Genomic DNA, 17,113 nt, shown 5'->3' on the forward strand with positions numbered 1-17,113 from the left:
GTGGCAAGCCCTCGCGTGCGATGCATCCGTCAAAAACATTCTGCTCCTCCCTCCCAGATCGACATCGGACAGACATTCGGTCGAGATCGGGCGGACGTTCACCATGGTGCGATTGTCAGACCCCATGCGTCGGGCTCCCGTCATCCACGCCATTCTACCCCCACCGCTCACGCTCTCAGAGCACTCTTCATTCCGGGCAGGCGAGCCGTCCCGATTCACGCGCTCAGATCATCTTTAAATTATAACATAGAGATATCATAGATGTGTAATATTTTTCTAGCAATGTAATTTTTTTCATATAAAATAAGCGGTGTCAACCTCGGGGAGGCAGGTAGATCGTTGCCGGCGCATGGCGTGCGGCCGCGATCGCAAGAATATCGCGATCAAGATGTAGCTGATTGCTCGGTCCGCAATCGATTTTTTAAAACCATGAACATTCAATGGCTTAATCGCGATTGATTTTACGCGATTTTCGATCCGCAAGACCGCTCTTCCCGAGGTTGGCGCCTTCAGTGGTTGCCAGCTGGAGTTTTGTGAAGTGCTCTCCTACTGAGCCGGCAGCCGCAAAATGAAATTCCGGAGCGATAGAGGCCTGTTGACAGGACTGTTAAATTATAACATAGATTGCGAAGTTAATAACGCGCTTATATCATTATCCGTGTGGATTGGGTGGTACGGCGACGGCAGGTGGCGGAGGAAACGAGCGCCTGCACTGAGGAGGCTCCTATGAACACTCTCTTCCCAGGCCATGGTTTGGTCTTGCGCCGGCAGCGCTTCGGGCAGCCCTTATGCGTTTCCATACGCGATGCTCGGCCGGGTCGCCGATAGATTTTCATCGAGATCGCACCCGCGCCGTCCTCCTTTCTTTCCAGCAAACGGGCAATCCGGCCAAAAGCGCCGAAGGTCTTTCGAATATGAATACACAGACGGAATACGCAGCTTTCAAATCCGGCGGCACAAGGCTCACGATACTGGCGAGCGTTGCGGCGGCCGTGATCGTCATCGGCGCGATTGCCGCCGATACAAAGGTGGTGAAGATCGGTTCCGCGCATGACGTGCGCGAGCAGTCCTTCTCGCCCGAAACCTTTGGTGCCCAGGAATTCCCGAAGATCCAGGCGGATGTCGAGAAGCGCGCGGTCGATGCCGCGACGCTGTCGGGCGCCATCATTGCCGATAAAAAGGCGGCGGGTGAGAAATACGGCGTGGCGACGAGCACCGGCGCGGTCGTGCCTGTCTCCCTCTCCGGCACTTTCGGCGCCCGCAAGGCCAACTATAACGAGATCAAGGTCGATGGACTGCCGGCCGACGTCACCGTCCGCGTCCAGACCGGTCCGGCGATCAACGGCACCGACCTGCGCGACGCCTCCGGCGCCATCCAGTTCGGCCAGTTCACCAATCAGATCGAGTATCAGGATGCCGGTTCGGCGATCAACAACGAGATGAAGAAGGCTGTCCTCTCGGGCTTCGATGCCGAGACGCTGACGGGCAAGACCGCGACCGTCGTCGGTGTCTTCAAGCTCATCAACCCGAAGAACTGGCTCGTCACTCCCGTCAAGGTCGATGTCAAATGATTGAGGCGGCGCAGAATCAGGGCGCAAACGGCGAGGTTGTTCTTGCCGCCCGCAACATCAGCAAATCCTACGGCAATGTTCATGCCCTGAAGGGCGTGAATTTCGACATCCATCGCGGCCAGGTCACCACTTTGTTCGGCGAGAATGGGGCGGGCAAGTCGACGCTGATGAAAATTCTATCCGGCGTCGTCCAGCCGACCGGTGGCGAGATTGTCCTCGATGGCAGCCCGATTGCGTTTTATTCGTCCACGCATGCGCGGGCTTGCGGGATTTCCATCATCCATCAGGAATTGAGCCTCGCGCCCAATCTCAGCGTCCGCGACAACATCTTCATGGGTCGCGAGATCATCAAGGGCGGCGTCGTCGATTTCGCCGAGGAGGAGCGCCAGACGCGCGCCCTCATGGAGGAACTGGAAGAGCACATCGACCCGCTGACCCTGGTGGAGGATCTGCGCCTCGGCCAGCAGCAGATCGTCGAGATCGCCCGTGCGCTTTCGGTCAATTCGCGCATCCTGATCATGGACGAGCCGACCTCGGCGCTGAGCGCCACCGAAGTGGAGGTTCTCTTCAAGGTCATCCGCGACCTGACGGGCCGCGGCGTGTCGATCGTCTATATTTCCCATCATCTCGAAGAAGCGTTGCAGATCACCAATCACGCCGTCGTGCTGCGCGACGGCGCCATGACCGCCTATGCCGAGCGCAAGGACATCGATCTCGAATGGATCGTGCGCAACATGGTCGGCGATAATTTCGATCTCGGAAGCCCACCCACCGGTCACATCATCGGCGATGTCGCGCTGACCATCGACAATCTGACTGTCCCCGGCCCCTCGGGCGCTGCCTATAACGCGGTCGACCATATGTCGCTGCAGGTCCGTGAGGGCGAAATCGTCTGCATCTATGGCCTGATGGGCGCTGGCCGCACCGAACTGCTCGAATGTGTCGCCGGACGCCTGCGATCGAGCGGCGGCCGGGTTCTGCTCGGCGGTCGCGACGTTGCGCGTCTCAGCATCGCTGGCCGCATTACCAATGGCCTCGTCCTGGTGCCGGAGGATCGTCAGCGCGATGGCCTCGTCCAGACCATGACGGTCGGCGCCAATCTGTCGCTCGCCAGCATCGGCGCCTTCACCAAAGGGCTCTTCACCTCCGGCGGACGCGAACGGGAACTGGTGGGTGAATCGATCCGCAAGGTCCACATCAAGACCGATGGCGGCGAGGCTGTGATCGGTTCGCTTTCGGGCGGTAACCAGCAAAAGGTCGTCATCGGCAAGATGCTTGCCACCAACCCTCAGGTCATCCTGCTCGACGAACCGAGCCGCGGCATCGATATCGGCGCCAAGGCGGAAGTGTTCAAGCTGCTCGCCGAACGCGCCAAGCAGGGCCTGGCGGTGATCTATTCGACGTCGGAAGTCGCCGAATGCCTCAGCATCGCCCATCGCATCATCGTCATGCACCGCGGCAAGATATCCGCCGAATTCGGTCCCGACGTCACCAAAGAAAAGATCATGGCCGCCTCTGGCGAAGCAGTGGTCGCGCACTAGCCGCATTCATGGAGCACTGATTATGTCAGTCACGAATATCACTGAGAAGAAAACCATTTCGAACGGCCAGCGGCGGAACTTCAGTCTCGTGCGGTTGATCCTGGAAGGTCGCGCCTTCTTCGCGCTGATCGTCATCATCGCGGTCTTCTCCTTCCTGTCGCCCTATTATTTCTCGCTCAGCAACTTCCTGACCATGGCCTCGCATGTCGCGATTTTCGGCATCCTGGCAATCGGCATGCTGCTGGTGATCCTCAATGGCGGCATCGATCTCTCGGTCGGCTCGACACTCGGCCTTGCCGGCTGCATCGCCGGCTTCCTGATGCAGGGCGTCACGCTCTCGAGCTTCGGCGTCATCCTCTATCCGCCGGTCTGGGCTGTTGTCGTCATCACCTGCGCCGTCGGCGCCATCGTCGGCGCGGTGAACGGCGTGCTCATCGCCTACCTGAAGGTTCCGGCCTTCGTCGCCTCGCTCGGCGTGCTCTATGTCGCGCGCGGCATCGCGCTGTTGATGACCAACGGCCTTACCTACAACAATCTCGGTGGCCGTCCAGAGCTTAGCAATACCGGTTTTGACTGGCTGGGCTTCAACCGCCTGGCCGGCATCCCGATCGGCGTCATCGTGCTTGCGGCCCTGGCGATCATCTGTGGCCTGGTGTTGAGCAAGACCGCCTTCGGCCGCTGGCTCTATGCTTCCGGCGGCAACGAGCGCGCGGCGGATCTTTCGGGCGTACCGGTCAAGCGCGTCAAGATCCTCGTCTACGTGTTTTCCGGCGTCTGCGCCGCAATCGCCGGTCTGGTCCTGTCCTCGCAGCTTACCTCGGCTGGCCCGACCGCCGGCACCACCTATGAATTGACGGCGATCGCAGCCGTCGTCATCGGTGGGGCGGCGCTCACCGGCGGACGCGGCACAGTGCGCGGCACCATGCTCGGCGCCTTCGTCATCGGCTTCCTTTCGGACGGTCTCGTGATCATCGGTGTGTCCGCCTATTGGCAGACCGTCTTCACCGGCGCCGTGATCGTTCTGGCGGTCCTTATGAACAGCATTCAATACGGACGTCGGGTCAAAGCGAGCTGACGGTCGAACTAAACTTGTCCACGACGGCGGATCTGGTTCGAACAGCCAGCCGATTGCGGAAAGCACGACCGGTTCGCCGGTAACATCAGAGCTCATCAAAAAGGGAGAGAGACTATGTTTAAGAAAGGCATGCGCTTAATTCTGGCGGCTGTTGCCGTTGCCCCGATCTTCGCAAGCTCCGCCTGGGCAGCCGGCCAGATGACGATCATCGTCAACGATCCGTCCAACCCCTATTGGCTGACGGAAGGCAATGTCGCCAAGGCAACAGCCGAAAAGCTCGGCTATACCGCCTCGGTCAGCGCCCATAAGGGCGACACCAACACCGAGAGCAACCTGATCGACACCGCGATCACCAACAAGTCGGTTGCCATCATCCTCGATCCGGCAAATGCCGATGGTTCGGTCGGTGCGGTGAAAAAGGCCGTGGCTGCCGGTATCCCGGTCTTCCTGGTCAATGCCGAGATCAACCAGGAAGGTCTCGCCAAGGCGCAGCTCGTCTCCAACAACGCCCAGGGTGCAGCAATCGGTGCGCAGCAATGGGTGGAAGCCGTTGGCGACAAGGGCAAGTATGCCGAACTGTTCGGCGCTCCCTCTGACAACAATGCTGCAACCCGTTCCAACGGTTATGAAACGGTGCTGACGCAGTATCCGGATCTGCAGAAGGTCGCAAAGGAAGTTGCCAACTGGGACCGTACCCAGGGCCACAACAAGATGCAGTCCATGCTGCAGGCCCATCCGGATATCATCGGCGTGATCTCCGGCAATGACGAAATGGCACTCGGTGCAATCGCAGCACTGAAGGAAGCCGGCAAGCTTGCCAACATCAAGGTCGGCGGCTTCGATGGTTCTCCGGATGCAGTCGCCGCCATCAAGGCTGGTGAACTTCAGTACACGGTTCTTCAGCCGGTTGCCGTCTTCTCGGAAGAGGCGGTCAAGCAGGCCGATAGCTTCATCAAGACCGGCAAGACCGGTGCCTCGAGTGAAAAGCAGCTCTTCGATTGCCTGCTGATCACGAAGGACAATGTCGACAAGTACACGGGCCCGTTCGTTCTGTCCCAATAACAAGGCGGGGGACGCCGAAAGCGGCGTCCCCCATCATTTGCCGTTTCGCAGATGTAGCAAAGGATTGTTCCATCTCCACTTTTTGCCTTCGCTCGGCATTCGCAGTACGAAGCTGATACCCCCAGAGTCAGCATCAGAGGCCACAGTGACACAGAAGACGAATATCGGAGCATTCCTGTCCGACGAACTGCCAAGCGACAGCCGGCATAGCCGCCAACTCGCCCGCCGGCAGATGATCGCCGAAGCCGTGATGGCGGAGGGCTCCATGCGCATCGAGGATCTCACCGATCGCTTCGGCATCAGCCTGATGACGGCGCACCGCGACGTCGACGAACTGGTGAGCCGAGGGCTTTTCCGAAAGACGCGCGGCATCGTTACGGCGGCGGCCACCAGCCTGATCGAATCGAGCGACGTCTATCGCGCGAACCGCCAGTCGGCGGAAAAGAAGATGATTGCCACAGCGGCGATGCAGTTCGTCGAGCCGGGGCAGGCGATCTTCCTCGACGATTCCACCACCGTGCTGCAAATGGCGGCGAATCTACCGGCCAAGGTTCCGCTGACCGCGATCACCAATTCGCTGACGCTGATGAACGCGCTGAAGGACATGCATGACGTCACGCTTCTGGCTCTCGGCGGCCAGTACTACAATTGGTGCAATGCCTTCATGGGGCGCATGACGATCAATGAGATCAACAGGCTCAGGGCGGATGTCGCCTTCATCTCCATGTCCGCCATCACCGATGACATCGTCTTTCATCAGTCCCCGGAAATCGTCGATATCAAGCGGGCGATGTTCGATAGCGCCGCCAAACGTATTCTTCTCACCGATCACACGAAATTCGAGCGGCGCGCTTTGCACAGCTTTGCGGCCTTGAGCGAGTTCGATGTGGTCATCGTCGATGAGAAGACGCCGGCCGATCATCTCGATCGGATGCGAAACAAGAATATCAATGTGGTCGTCGCCAGGAGCGACGGAGATCGGTCATGAGGGCAAAGCCTGAGCGGCCCTTCTATCAGTCGGAGTAATCAGAATGCCGAGTCTGCTCGGAATCGATAGCGGTCTCACCGTCACCAAGGCCGTCATTTTCGATGTCGACGGCACACAGCTTGCCGTGGCGCGGCGGCGGGTGACGCAATTCATGCCCAAGGCCCGCCATATCGAGCGGGACATGGATGAACTCTGGATCGCCACCGCCGATGCGATCGCGGAGGCGATCAGCCTCAGCGGGCGTCCGGCGAGCGACATCCAGGCGATCGCGGCAACGGCCCATGGCGATGGCATCTATCTGCTCGACCGGTCGAGCAAGCCGCTCGGCCGCGCCATCCTGTCGCTGGACAGCCGGGCAGGCGCTATTGTCGACCGCTGGCTGGAAAGCCCGGTCGCGGATGAGGCCCTCAACCTCACCGGTCAGCTTCCGCATGTCTCCGCGCCTTCGGCGCTTCTCGCCTGGATCAAGGAGAAGGAGCCCGCCCGTTTCGCGGATATAGGCCATATCCTGAGCTGCAAGGATTGGCTGCGCTTCTGCCTGACCGGCGTGATCGGCACCGACCGGACGGAGGCGAGCACGTCCTTCACCAACGTCAAGGACCAGGGTTATTCTGAGGATGCACTGAAGCTCTTCGGGCTCGATAAACTCAAAGGCGCCCTTCCGCTTGCATCGCGTTCCGACGAAGTCATCGGCCGTGTCACCAGCGCTGTCGCAATCCGAACCGGCCTTGCCGAGGGAACGCCGGTGGTTGCCGGGCTCCACGATGTCACGGCATCGGCTCTGGGTGCCGGGGGCTATGCGTCCGGCGTGGTCGCGGTGATTGCCGGGACCTATTCGATCAATGAAACGCTGTCTTCGGAGCCGCGCGTCGACAAGCGGTGGTTCTGCCGCAATGCGATCGCGCCCGGCCAATGGAACAACATGTCGATCTCACCGGCATCGACGGCGAATTATGACTGGTTTCTCGATAAACTCTGCGCTGGCGAACGTGCGGGTACCGAGTCGGCGGGACAGTCCATTCATGCGCTGCTCGCACCCGAGATCGAAGCGGCCTTCAACCGGCCCTCGACGGCGCTCTTCCACCCCTATCTCTTTGGCTCTCCCTATGGCGCCTCGGCGAGTGCTGGCTTCTTCGGCCTCGGCGGCTGGCATGATCGCGGCGATATGCTGCGCGCCGTGCTGGAGGGCATTGCCTTCAATCACAAGATCCATGTCGACGCGTTGAGCGACGGCTTTTCCTTCAGCGAGGCGAGGCTTGCCGGCGGGATTTCTCGCAATCCGGTTGTTGTCCAGATGTTTGCCGACGTGCTCGGGATGCCGGTGACGGTAACCGAAACGGACGAGGCGGCGGCCTGGGGTGCGGCGCTGTGTGCCGGCGCCGGCATCGGTCTTTACGCCGATCCGCAGAGCGATCCCCGTGATGTCGGCGCGATTGCGAAGACCTGCCATCCCGATGCGAGCCGCAGTGCCGATTATCGGCGCCGATATGACGTCTTCCGGGAAATTGCCGATGCGATGACGCCGCTTTGGCCCAGGATCGGCAGCCTCGTGCCGGCGGAAGCCCAAGACTAGACATGCAGCAGGACAATCATGCCATGACCGATACCGCCGCCGACCTGGAACAGCGCCTTTCGACACTGAAGGACGGGGACATCGATGTCGTTATCCTCGGTGCGGGCATCAATGGCGCCGGACTGTTTCGCGATCTCTCCGTCCAGGGCGTCAATTGTCTCATCGTCGACAAGTCCGATTTCGGCTCGGGCACCAGCGCCGCGCCGTCGCGGCTCATTCACGGCGGCCTGAAATATCTGGAGACGGGCGAGTTCGGGCTGGTGGCGCAGTCGACGCTGGAGCGCAATCTGCTTCTCAAGAACGCGCCGCATTGCGTCGAGGCGCTGCCGACATTCGTGCCGATCTTCTCCTGGACGCGCGGCATCTGGGCGGCGCTCCGGACGCTGACGGGGTCGACCACCGCGCCGAGAAGCCGCGGCGCCGTTCTCATCAAGATCGGGCTCGCGCTTTACGATTTCTTCGGCTCCCGCAGCCGCGTCATGCCGCGCCACAGGTTCATCTTCAAGAAACGGGCATTGAAGGAAATGCCGCATGTCACGCCGAAAATCGTCGCCGGCGGCATCTATTATGACGCCAAGATCAGCCGTCCCGAGCGGCTCGTCTACGAGCTGATCAAGGATGGGTTGGAGGCCAACGGCAATGCGATTGCAGCGAACTCCACGACGCTGATCTCGTCATCGGACGGAACGCTGACCTTCCGGCGCTCCGACGACGGCACTTTTTCCGTGACGCCGAAGCTCGTTGTCAATGCCGGCGGCCCGTGGATCGACCATATCAACGAAGCGCTCGGGGCGCCGTCGCACCTGATCGGCGGCACGAAGGGGTCGCATATTCTGCTTGATCATCCCGAGCTCGTGCGCAGCCTGAACGGCCATATGATCTATTTCGAAGCGGATGACGGGCGCATTTGCCTGGTCTACGGCTATCTCGGCCTGGCGCTGGTCGGCTCGACGGACATTCCGAGCGCCGACCCCGACAATGTTCGCTGTGAAGAGCCGGAACTTGAATATTTCCTGGAAAGCCTGAGATCGCTTCTGCCGGGGCTTCGCTTCGGGCCGGAGCAGGTGGTCTATACCTATAGCGGCATCCGCCCGCTGCCGGCCTCCGACGCCTCTTCGCCGGGGCTGATCAGCCGTGATCATTCCGCGCCGGTGATGGAGCCGCAGCCAGGCCGTCCGTTTGCGATCATTTCGCTGGTGGGCGGCAAGTGGACCACCTTCCGAGGCTTCGCCGAGGAGGTCGCTGACACCGTTCTGGCGCGCTTTAAGCGCGTCAGGAGCCAGTCGACGCAGCAATTGGCGATCGGCGGCGGACGCAATTTCCCTGCTGATCCCGCTGCAAGAGCGGAGTGGGTGCGCGCGGTCGCCGGAAAGACCGGCGTGGACCCGAAACGGGTCGAAGAGCTTCTGGCGCGCTACGGCACCACGGCTTCGGCGATCCTGGGCTGTGTATCAACCTATAGCGACACGGAACGCCTGTCTGGCGCGTCCCACTATAGCCATCTGGAAATCGACTGGATCACGCGGCAGGAAATGGTCGTGCATCTCTCGGACATCGTCTTCCGCCGCACGACGCTTGCGATCGAAGGGGCGTTGACGATGGAAGGCCTGCGCCAGATCGCCATGATCGCCGGTGCGGCCCTCGGATGGAACGGGCAAAAGCTGCGGACGGAGATCGACGATGTGGTTACATCGCTGGCGAAGTTCCACGGCCTGCGCTTGTCCGACACGACCGGGCGCCAGCCGGCGGAAGCGCGGATCTGAGCGGATCCGGCTTCTGGCTGCGGCCGTTCTTTATGAGAAAACTGGGTCCAGCGAGCCGGCCTTGTAGCGCTTCGCCATGTCCGAGACCGGGAGCGGCTTGATTCGGGTCGCGTGACCGGCCGTTCCGAACTGCTCGAACCGCTCCTTGCAGAGCTTCGTCAAGGCGGCCATGGCCGGCTTCATATATTTGCGCGGATCGAATTCGCTCGGGTCTTCCTGCAGCACACGGCGAATCTGGCCGGTCATCGCCATGCGGCCATCCGTGTCGATGTTGATCTTGCGCACGCCGTTCTTGATGCCGCGCTGGATTTCCTCGACCGGCACGCCCCAGGTCGGCTTCATCTGGCCGCCATACTTGTTGATGATCTCCTGGAGATCCTCAGGGACCGACGAGGAGCCGTGCATCACCAGATGGGTGTTCGGAAGCTTGCGGTGGATCGCCTCGATGACCTCCATCGCCAGCACCGATCCATCCGGCCTGCGGGTAAACTTGTAGGCGCCGTGCGAGGTGCCCATGGCGATCGCCAGCGCATCGACCTTGGTCTCGCGCACGAATTTGACCGCTTCGTCGGGGTTGGTCAGGAGCTGATCGTGCGAAAGCTTGCCCTCGGCGCCGTGGCCGTCCTCGGCTTCGCCCATGCCTGTCTCCAGCGAGCCCAGCACGCCGAGTTCGCCTTCGACGGAAATGCCGCCGAGATGCGCCATCTCGGTGACCGTCTTGGTGACACCGACATTGTAGTCCCAGTCGGCCGGCGTCTTCGCATCCGCCTTGAGCGAGCCATCCATCATCACCGACGTGAAGCCGGCCTGAATGGCCGTCATACAGCTCGAAGCGTCGTTGCCATGGTCGAGATGCACGCAGACCGGAATGTGGGGATAGATCTCGACGACCGCATCCATCATATGCTTCAGCATGATGTCGTTGGCATAGGCTCTGGCGCCGCGCGACGCCTGAATGATGACAGGCGCATCGGCGGCATCGGCCGCTTCCATGATCGCCAGCGCCTGTTCCATGTTGTTGATGTTGAAAGCGGGCACGCCATAGCCATTTTCCGCAGCGTGATCGAGCAACTGTCTCAGCGTAATGCGTGCCATTCAACTCCCCTTTGGTCACAGTAAGTAGCGATGTTCATTCCAAACATCGCCTGAAATATCGGCGTTTTCGACGGCATGAGAACGGTGATTTCGCAAACTGACGACACCCTATAGGCGCTTGCTTAGAGGTCTTCAGACAATTCCCCACATACGAAATCCCACTCAGGCGCACATCAACATATCCAGATAGATAACAATGTAAAATGACAAAATCACATTATTTGTGACATTTTGTTTCGATGCGCCAGCTGGTGCTCCATTGAAACTTTGTTTGCCCCCATCAGACGAGGCGTTGTGTAACTATCCTGATGCTTCGACTGGCCGGCCACGCCTTGCACTTACCTCCAGTCTGACGCGGAGAGGCAAGTCGAACGCCGTGGATGGTGGAGAGAGCATGGATCTGCAAAAGATCAAAACGCTGATCGAATTTGTCGGTCGATCGCACATTTCCGAACTGGTGGTAAGCCAGGACGGCACGACCGTGCGGATCTCGAACGGCATTTCCAGGCAGGCGACTGCGACGGAAGATTTGACCGTTGCGCGGCAGCAACCCGCGCGCTCACCCGTCGTCAAGGATGCCGTAGCGGGTGAAGGCGATAAAGGTGGCCTGATGGTGGTTGCGCCTGTGTTCGGGCTGCTGCATCGCTCGCCAAGTCCCGGTGCGCCGCCCTTCGTCAAGGTGGGCGATGTCGTCGAAGCGGGCCAGAGCCTCTGCATCATCGAGGCGATGAAAGTCTTCAATACGGTGTCGGCGCACAAAACGGGGCCGATTCTGCGTATCCTGGCCGATGACGGTCAGGAAGTGGACGCCGGGCAGCCGCTGATGGAGATCGGCTGATGTCGTCGGGCGAAAGTAAACGTCGGTTCGACACGGTGCTGATCGCCAATCGCGGCGAGATCGCGCTGCGCATTCAGCGGGCATGCCGTGAGCTGGGCCTCCGTTCGGTGATGATCTGCTCGGAAGCGGATCGGGATGCGCCTTATGGGGCGACAGCCGATGAATTCGTCTGCATCGGGCCTTCGGCGCCGGGTCAAACCTATCTCAATCAGACAGCCATCCTGCTTGCCGCGCGAACCACGGGTGCAGAGGCCATCCATCCGGGATACGGGTTCCTGTCGGAGAATGCGGGCTTTGCCCAAGCCGTGGAGAATGCCGGCCTGGTGTTCATCGGGCCGCCCGCTTCGGCGATCCGCATGATGGGTGACAAGATTGCCGCTAAGCGGGCGATGATCGAGGCCGGCGTGCCCTGCGTGCCTGGCCCGGATACGGCACTTCCCGAAGATATCGGTACGATCCAGAATATCGCCCGCGACATCGGCTATCCGGTGATCGTGAAGGCGGCGGGCGGCGGCGGAGGACGCGGCATGCGCGTCGTCCATGACGCGTCGGCGCTGGAAGACGCCGTGTCGGTGACGCGGGAAGAAGCCAGAAGAGCCTTCGGCACGCCGGAGCTCTATCTCGAGAAGTTCCTCGAACATCCCAGGCATGTCGAGATCCAGGTTCTTTGCGACAACCATGGCAATGCCGTGTGGCTCGGTCACCGCGATTGCTCGACGCAGCGACGCCATCAAAAGGTGGTGGAGGAAGCGCCGGCGCCCGGCATACCGGCTGAGATCGCGGCGGCTGTCGGCGAGCGTTGCGTCGAGGCTTGCCGCCGGATCGGCTACCGGGGCGTCGGAACATTCGAGTTTCTCTATGAGAACGGCGCATTCTATTTCATCGAAATGAATACGCGTCTTCAGGTCGAACATCCGGTCACGGAAATGACCTCGGGCATCGATATCGTCTGCGAGCAGCTTCGCGTCGCTCAAGGGCTGCCGCTTAAGATTTCCCAGGCTGATGTTCAGACATCGGGCCACTCCTTCGAATGCCGCATCAATGCGGAGGATCCGTTCACCTTTGCCGCGTCTCCGGGCAGGATCACCAATGCACGGTTTCCGGCAGGTCCCGGTGTCCGTGTCGATAGCCATGTGGCCACCGGCTACAAGGTGTCGCCCCATTACGACTCCCTGATCGCGAAGCTGATCGTGCATGCGCCGACGCGCGACCAGGCGATCCGCCGCATGCAGATCGCGCTGGCGGATACGAGGATCGAGGGGATCGCGACCAATCTCGCGCTCCATCGGGAAATTTTCGAGGACCCGGCTTTCAGAGCCGGCGGAACGGATATCCATCATGTTGAGCATTGGCTGAGCGAGCGGAAGCAATGATGAAGCGAGCAAGGCGGACAGCCAAGGCGATGACCGAAGACTTTACCGATCCAGCAGTCATGCAGGAAATCGCCGCCTGGCTGGAAAGTGCCGGCGCAAGTGCGATCGAGATCGAGACGGAGGACGGTCGTCACGTTCGGATCGTTATGGACCAAGCGGCCTCTTTGCGCGCCGACGACGGCCCGCGCGACACGGTTGCGACGTCGCCGGCGAGTGTCAGCGCCGCCAAAGCGCCGTTCGCTGGACATTTTCTCGACGCTCACCCGGCTCGTGGCACGCCTGCAGCGGCGCAAGATACCGCTGTTGCCGCCGGGGATATCGTCGGCTTCGTAAAGGTGGGACCACTCCTGCTGCCGGTTCGCACGCCCGAGGACGGCACATTAAACGAATGCCCGGTCAAGGCCGGCGATCTCGTCGGCTATGGCGACACCATTTTTTCGATCGAGCCAGCACAATGACCGACATGCAAGCAACAGCTCTCTCAACACCGGGGCTCTTCTCTCCTGCCCTTACCGCTGCTCCTAAAATCTCCGTCATCGGCACCAGCGCCTATCTGGTGGAAGCACCGGGGGATTTCGATCTTGCGACGCAGCGGCGGATCTGGGCTTTGGCAAAGGCGGTGGAGACATGGTCCGAGGTTCGCGAAGTCGTCCCCGGTGTCACCAACCTTCTGGTGATCCTCAGGCGGACGCCGGAGGAGCCGGACCAGGTGGAGGCCCGACTGAGGCAGGAATGGGATCGTGTCCGCGGTATCGATCTTGCCGGCAAGACGATTGATATCCCGGTCACATATGGCGGTGAGCATGCGACGGATCTCGCGGCCGTTTGTGATTTCTCCGGCCTCAGCGACCGTGAGGTCGTCCGGCTGCATTCGGAAGGCAGCTACACCGTTTTCGCACTCGGAAGCGCTCCGGGCTTTGGCTATCTGCACGGCCTTGATCCGCGCATCTACATGCCGCGCAAGACGGTCCCGTCGTTGAGAATGCTCAAGGGCACGGTAACGATCGGCGGCATGCAGACAGGTGTTTCGGTGCTGACGGGGCCGAACGGTTGGAATTCCATCGGTTTCGCGGAGCTTTCCGTATTCGATCCCGCGGGGACGCCGCCGGCGCTGCTGGCCCCCGGCGACAGGGTTCGCTTCCTGCCCGAAAGGATCGAGCTGTGATCGAAATTCTTCAGACCGGACCCTTGAACACCGTGCAGGACCTCGGCCGCTTTGGCTACCGGAACATCGGCGTCACGTCGAGTGGTGCGATGGACAGGCTGGCACTCACCGTCGGCAATCTGCTGCTTGGCAATGAGGAAGGGGCGGCGGCCCTTGAGATCCAGACCTTCCCATTTTGTCTTCGGTTCGAGAAAGACACGGTTGTTGCCGTCACCGGCGCGGATTGCGACGCGCGCCTCGATGGGCGCCCGCTGCCGCCCTGGTGGGCCATGCCGGTATCGGCGGGACAGGTGCTGGAGCTCGGTACGCCCCTCCAGTCTGCTCGCGCCTACCTTTGCCTTGCTGGCGGACTGGACGTCGAGCCGGTGATGGGCTCGCGCAGCACCTCGTTGCGCGGCGGATTTGGTGGGTTGGAGGGCCGCTTTCTGGCGGCGAATGATCGCTTGAGTGTCGCCGATACGGAGATCGGTGCGGTGCCGGATGGTGGGTTTGGTGCTGTGCCGCCCGAAACGGCGCTTGCGGCGCATTTTCCGGCTCCGGAAGACGGCGTGCTTCCCGTCCGGGCCATTCCGGCCGGAGAATATGCCCTTTTCGGCGACGAGGCGGAACGCTTCTGGACGCAGATATGGAAGATTTCGTCCCAGAGCGACCGCACCGGCTACCGGCTTTCGGGCGACCCGATCATGCTTGCCTCGCCCGTGGAGATGCGCTCGCACGGCGTTGTTCCGGGCGTCGTGCAGATGCCGCCGGCGGGAGAGCCGATCATCCAGATGAGTGACGCCAATACGGCCGGTGGCTATCCCAAGATCGCCGGCGTGGCGGAGGTCGATCTCTGGCGGCTGGGTCAGGCGCGCATTGGCAGCCGCATCCGGTTCATTCGCTCCGATGTCGCCGAGGCGCGCGCTGCCGAACAGGCGGTAAAATCCTATCTCGACGACATCAGACGTACGGTACCGATGCTCTCCCAGGCGCTTGCGGTGATGTCGCGCCGATAGCGTTCAAATAGAGCAAGGCAAGACAGGAGAGGAAACGATGAAGATCGATCTCAACTCGGACATGGGCGAGGGTTTCGGACCCTACCGGCTCTGTGACGACGAGGCGCTGATGGACGTGGTCTCGTCGGCGAATATCGCATGCGGTTTCCACGCAGGCGACCCGGAGACCATGGCCCGCATGGTGCGGCTGGCGAAGGCTCGCGGCGTCGGTGTCGGCGCGCATCCGGGCTTTCCCGACCGCCTCGGTTTCGGGCGCAGGGAAATGCCGGTCGAAGCGGACGAGATGCGCCAGCAGGTCCTCTACCAGCTGGGTGCGCTGACGGCGATCGCCAGGGGTGAGGGGGTTCCGGTTGCCCATATCGGCTTCCACGCTGCCATGGGCAATATGATCAACCGCGATGCAGCACTTGCCGACCTGATCATGCAAGCGATCAGCTCTGTCGATCCCGATCTCATCGTCTTCTCCATGCCCGACACGGAGATAGAGCGGGCGGCGAAACGCGCGGGATTGAGGACGCTGACGCTCTTCCTCGCGGATCGGGCCTATGATGCTGCCGGCCAGCTCGTATCGCGCAAGCTGCCGAATTCCGTCATCAAGGAAGAAGCCAAGGTCCGCGCCCGTGTGCGGCAATTCCTGGAGAGCGGAACGGTCACGACCATCGACAACCGGACGATCGAGGTGCGGGCGCGCTCGATCCTGGTCCATAGCGACACGCCGGGCTCGCTCGACCTGGCAAGGATCGTCCGCAGCGAGATCGAGGCGACCGGAGCGACGATCGCGCCTGCCCGCGACGTTCTTGCCTGAACAGCCCGGCCGCAACCCAACATTTCAACGATCACCGAAAGCAGCAAAACAATGCCGACCCTAGCCGATCGCCTCAAGACTGTTTCCATATCCGCCTCCGCCGCCATGACACAGCGCGCCCGAGACCTTGCGTCGAAGGGCATCAATGTCGTTTCCCTGTCGTCCGGCGAGCCGGATTTCCCAACGCCATCCCATGCGATCGAGGCGGCCCATGCCGCGGCTCTCGCCGGCGATACCAAATACCCGCCGCTCGACGGCACGCTTGCCCTGAGAACGGCCATTGCGCGCAAGTTCAAGCGGGAAAACGGACTGGACTATGAGCCCAGCCAGATCGTCGTCGCCGGCGGTGGCAAGCAGGTGATCTTCAACGCCATTCTCGCCACCTGCAATCCGGGAGACGAGGTGGTGATCCCCGCGCCGGGCTGGATCAGCTATGCCGACATCGTCCGCTTCGCGGGTGGCGTGCCTGTCCCCGTTGCATGCAAGCAGGAGAACGGTTTCAAGCTGCGTGCCGAGGATCTGGAGGCGGTGATCACGCCACAGACGAAATGGCTGTTCCTGAATTTTCCGAACAATCCGACGGGTGCTGCCTGCTCGCGGGCCGAAATGGCTGAGATCGCCGCGGTCATGCTGCGCCATCCGGACGTGTGGATCATGACCGACGACATCTATGAGCATCTGATCTACGACGATTTCGAATTCTGCACGATCGCCGAAGTCGAGCCACGCCTTTACGACAGGGTGCTGACCGTCAACGGCGTGTCCAAGGCTTATGCCATGACGGGATGGCGGCTGGGCTTCTGCGGCGGACCAAAGGATCTGATCTCCGCCATCAGCAACGTCAACGGCCAGAACAGTGGCGGAACCTCTACGATCACCCAGGCTGCCGCAGTGGCGGTGCTGGACGGCCCGCAGGACCTTCTGAAGGAGAGAGCGGCGATCTATAAGCAGCGCCGAGACTTCGTGCTCGACAGGCTCGCCGGTATCGACGGGCTGACATGCCACAAGCCGGAAGGGGCGTTCTATATTTTCCCCAGCGTTGCCGGTCTTATCGGCAAGACCAGCAAATCCGGCCGCAAAATAGAAAACGATGCTGACTTCGTCATGGGACTTGTCGAAGAGCAACATGTGGCGACCGTGCAGGGCGGGGCCTACGGCATGAGCCCGTTCTTCCGCATCTCCTACGCCACCAGCATGGAGAAGCTCGCCGAGGGCTGCGCGCGTATCGCGCAGTTCTGCCATGACCTGAAATAGTATGATGAGGCAGAC

At 61.2% G+C, this 17,113-nt stretch carries 15 protein-coding genes; 14 read left to right on the forward strand and 1 reads right to left on the reverse strand.

The window, feature by feature from the left end; translation table 11 throughout:
* Positions 1-914 precede the first annotated feature (914 nt).
* The 7 genes from RRH01S_RS08340 (at position 915) to RRH01S_RS08370 (ending at position 9,573) form a co-directional block, all read left to right on the forward strand.
* Complete coding sequence (locus RRH01S_RS08340; protein ID WP_042471170.1) at positions 915-1,571, forward strand: DUF2291 domain-containing protein; 657 nt, start codon at positions 915-917, stop codon at positions 1,569-1,571.
* A complete protein-coding gene (locus RRH01S_RS08345; protein WP_034522379.1) occupies positions 1,568-3,112 on the forward strand; it encodes a sugar ABC transporter ATP-binding protein in 1,545 nt (514 codons plus the stop codon). The genes RRH01S_RS08340 and RRH01S_RS08345 overlap by 4 nt, the downstream gene beginning before the upstream one ends.
* A 22-nt stretch (positions 3,113-3,134) precedes the next feature.
* A complete protein-coding gene (locus tag RRH01S_RS08350; protein ID WP_042470880.1) occupies positions 3,135-4,187 on the forward strand; it encodes an ABC transporter permease in 1,053 nt (350 codons plus the stop codon).
* A 114-nt stretch (positions 4,188-4,301) separates the two neighbouring features.
* A complete protein-coding gene (locus RRH01S_RS08355) occupies positions 4,302-5,249 on the forward strand; it encodes a D-ribose ABC transporter substrate-binding protein (protein ID WP_007689334.1) in 948 nt (315 codons plus the stop codon).
* A 145-nt stretch (positions 5,250-5,394) separates the two neighbouring features.
* The gene (locus RRH01S_RS08360) at positions 5,395-6,237 is read left to right on the forward strand and encodes a DeoR/GlpR family DNA-binding transcription regulator (protein WP_042470887.1); all 843 of its coding nucleotides are present in this window, start codon (positions 5,395-5,397) and stop codon (positions 6,235-6,237) included.
* A gap of 43 nt (positions 6,238-6,280) precedes the next feature.
* Positions 6,281-7,810 carry an FGGY-family carbohydrate kinase gene (locus tag RRH01S_RS08365; protein ID WP_037221995.1) on the forward strand — a complete coding sequence of 510 codons (1,530 nt, stop codon included), beginning with the start codon at positions 6,281-6,283 and terminating at the stop codon, positions 7,808-7,810.
* Between the two features lie 23 nt (positions 7,811-7,833).
* On the forward strand, positions 7,834-9,573 hold the full coding sequence (locus RRH01S_RS08370; RefSeq protein WP_037222100.1) for a glycerol-3-phosphate dehydrogenase/oxidase: 1,740 nt from the start codon (positions 7,834-7,836) through the stop codon (positions 9,571-9,573).
* A 30-nt stretch (positions 9,574-9,603) separates the two neighbouring features.
* On the opposite strand, the gene fba is transcribed toward RRH01S_RS08370, so the two are convergent.
* Positions 9,604-10,668 (reverse strand): class II fructose-bisphosphate aldolase, encoded by a 1,065-nt coding sequence (fba, locus tag RRH01S_RS08375; protein ID WP_037221997.1) that lies wholly within the window; start codon positions 10,666-10,668, stop codon positions 9,604-9,606.
* A 394-nt stretch (positions 10,669-11,062) separates the two neighbouring features.
* Between fba and accB the strand changes: the two genes are divergently transcribed.
* From accB to RRH01S_RS08410, 7 genes are read left to right on the forward strand one after another with little or no spacing between them, the layout of a single operon-like run.
* Positions 11,063-11,506, forward strand: a complete 444-nt coding sequence (gene accB / locus RRH01S_RS08380) for an acetyl-CoA carboxylase biotin carboxyl carrier protein (protein WP_037221999.1) — start codon at positions 11,063-11,065, stop codon at positions 11,504-11,506.
* Positions 11,506-12,879: an acetyl-CoA carboxylase biotin carboxylase subunit gene (gene accC / locus RRH01S_RS08385; RefSeq protein WP_042470890.1), complete on the forward strand. Its 1,374-nt coding sequence runs from the start codon at positions 11,506-11,508 to the stop codon at positions 12,877-12,879. The genes accB and accC overlap by 1 nt, the downstream gene beginning before the upstream one ends.
* Positions 12,879-13,337 carry a hypothetical protein gene (locus tag RRH01S_RS08390; protein WP_229202668.1) on the forward strand — a complete coding sequence of 153 codons (459 nt, stop codon included), beginning with the start codon at positions 12,879-12,881 and terminating at the stop codon, positions 13,335-13,337. Before accC ends, RRH01S_RS08390 begins: the two co-directional genes overlap by 1 nt.
* Positions 13,334-14,044, forward strand: a complete 711-nt coding sequence (gene pxpB / locus RRH01S_RS08395) for a 5-oxoprolinase subunit PxpB (RefSeq protein WP_037222005.1) — start codon at positions 13,334-13,336, stop codon at positions 14,042-14,044. Before RRH01S_RS08390 ends, pxpB begins: the two co-directional genes overlap by 4 nt.
* Positions 14,041-15,039: a 5-oxoprolinase subunit C family protein gene (locus RRH01S_RS08400; protein WP_042470897.1), complete on the forward strand. Its 999-nt coding sequence runs from the start codon at positions 14,041-14,043 to the stop codon at positions 15,037-15,039. The genes pxpB and RRH01S_RS08400 overlap by 4 nt, the downstream gene beginning before the upstream one ends.
* Positions 15,040-15,076: 37 nt before the next feature.
* Entirely contained in the window at positions 15,077-15,844 is a 768-nt protein-coding gene (locus RRH01S_RS08405) for a 5-oxoprolinase subunit PxpA (protein ID WP_042470900.1), read from the forward strand.
* A gap of 51 nt (positions 15,845-15,895) precedes the next feature.
* On the forward strand, positions 15,896-17,098 hold the full coding sequence (locus tag RRH01S_RS08410; RefSeq protein WP_042470903.1) for a pyridoxal phosphate-dependent aminotransferase: 1,203 nt from the start codon (positions 15,896-15,898) through the stop codon (positions 17,096-17,098).
* Positions 17,099-17,113: the final 15 nt, after the last annotated feature.

Origin of the sequence: Rhizobium rhizogenes NBRC 13257, assembly GCF_000696095.1 — a bacterium.
Lineage (GTDB): Bacteria > Pseudomonadota > Alphaproteobacteria > Rhizobiales > Rhizobiaceae > Rhizobium > Rhizobium rhizogenes.

Coding starts and splice junctions, on each gene's coding strand:
- RRH01S_RS08390 (WP_229202668.1), top strand. CDS start 12,879: ATGAAGCGAGCAAGGCGGACAGCCAAGGCGATGACCGAAGACTTTACC.
- RRH01S_RS08410 (WP_042470903.1), top strand. CDS start 15,896: ATGCCGACCCTAGCCGATCGCCTCAAGACTGTTTCCATATCCGCCTCC.
- RRH01S_RS08340 (WP_042471170.1), top strand. CDS start 915: ATGAATACACAGACGGAATACGCAGCTTTCAAATCCGGCGGCACAAGG.
- RRH01S_RS08355 (WP_007689334.1), top strand. CDS start 4,302: ATGTTTAAGAAAGGCATGCGCTTAATTCTGGCGGCTGTTGCCGTTGCC.
- RRH01S_RS08405 (WP_042470900.1), top strand. CDS start 15,077: ATGAAGATCGATCTCAACTCGGACATGGGCGAGGGTTTCGGACCCTAC.
- accB (WP_037221999.1), top strand. CDS start 11,063: ATGGATCTGCAAAAGATCAAAACGCTGATCGAATTTGTCGGTCGATCG.
- RRH01S_RS08370 (WP_037222100.1), top strand. CDS start 7,834: ATGACCGATACCGCCGCCGACCTGGAACAGCGCCTTTCGACACTGAAG.
- RRH01S_RS08345 (WP_034522379.1), top strand. CDS start 1,568: ATGATTGAGGCGGCGCAGAATCAGGGCGCAAACGGCGAGGTTGTTCTT.
- RRH01S_RS08350 (WP_042470880.1), top strand. CDS start 3,135: ATGTCAGTCACGAATATCACTGAGAAGAAAACCATTTCGAACGGCCAG.
- accC (WP_042470890.1), top strand. CDS start 11,506: ATGTCGTCGGGCGAAAGTAAACGTCGGTTCGACACGGTGCTGATCGCC.
- RRH01S_RS08365 (WP_037221995.1), top strand. CDS start 6,281: ATGCCGAGTCTGCTCGGAATCGATAGCGGTCTCACCGTCACCAAGGCC.
- pxpB (WP_037222005.1), top strand. CDS start 13,334: ATGACCGACATGCAAGCAACAGCTCTCTCAACACCGGGGCTCTTCTCT.
- fba (WP_037221997.1), bottom strand. CDS start 10,668: ATGGCACGCATTACGCTGAGACAGTTGCTCGATCACGCTGCGGAAAAT.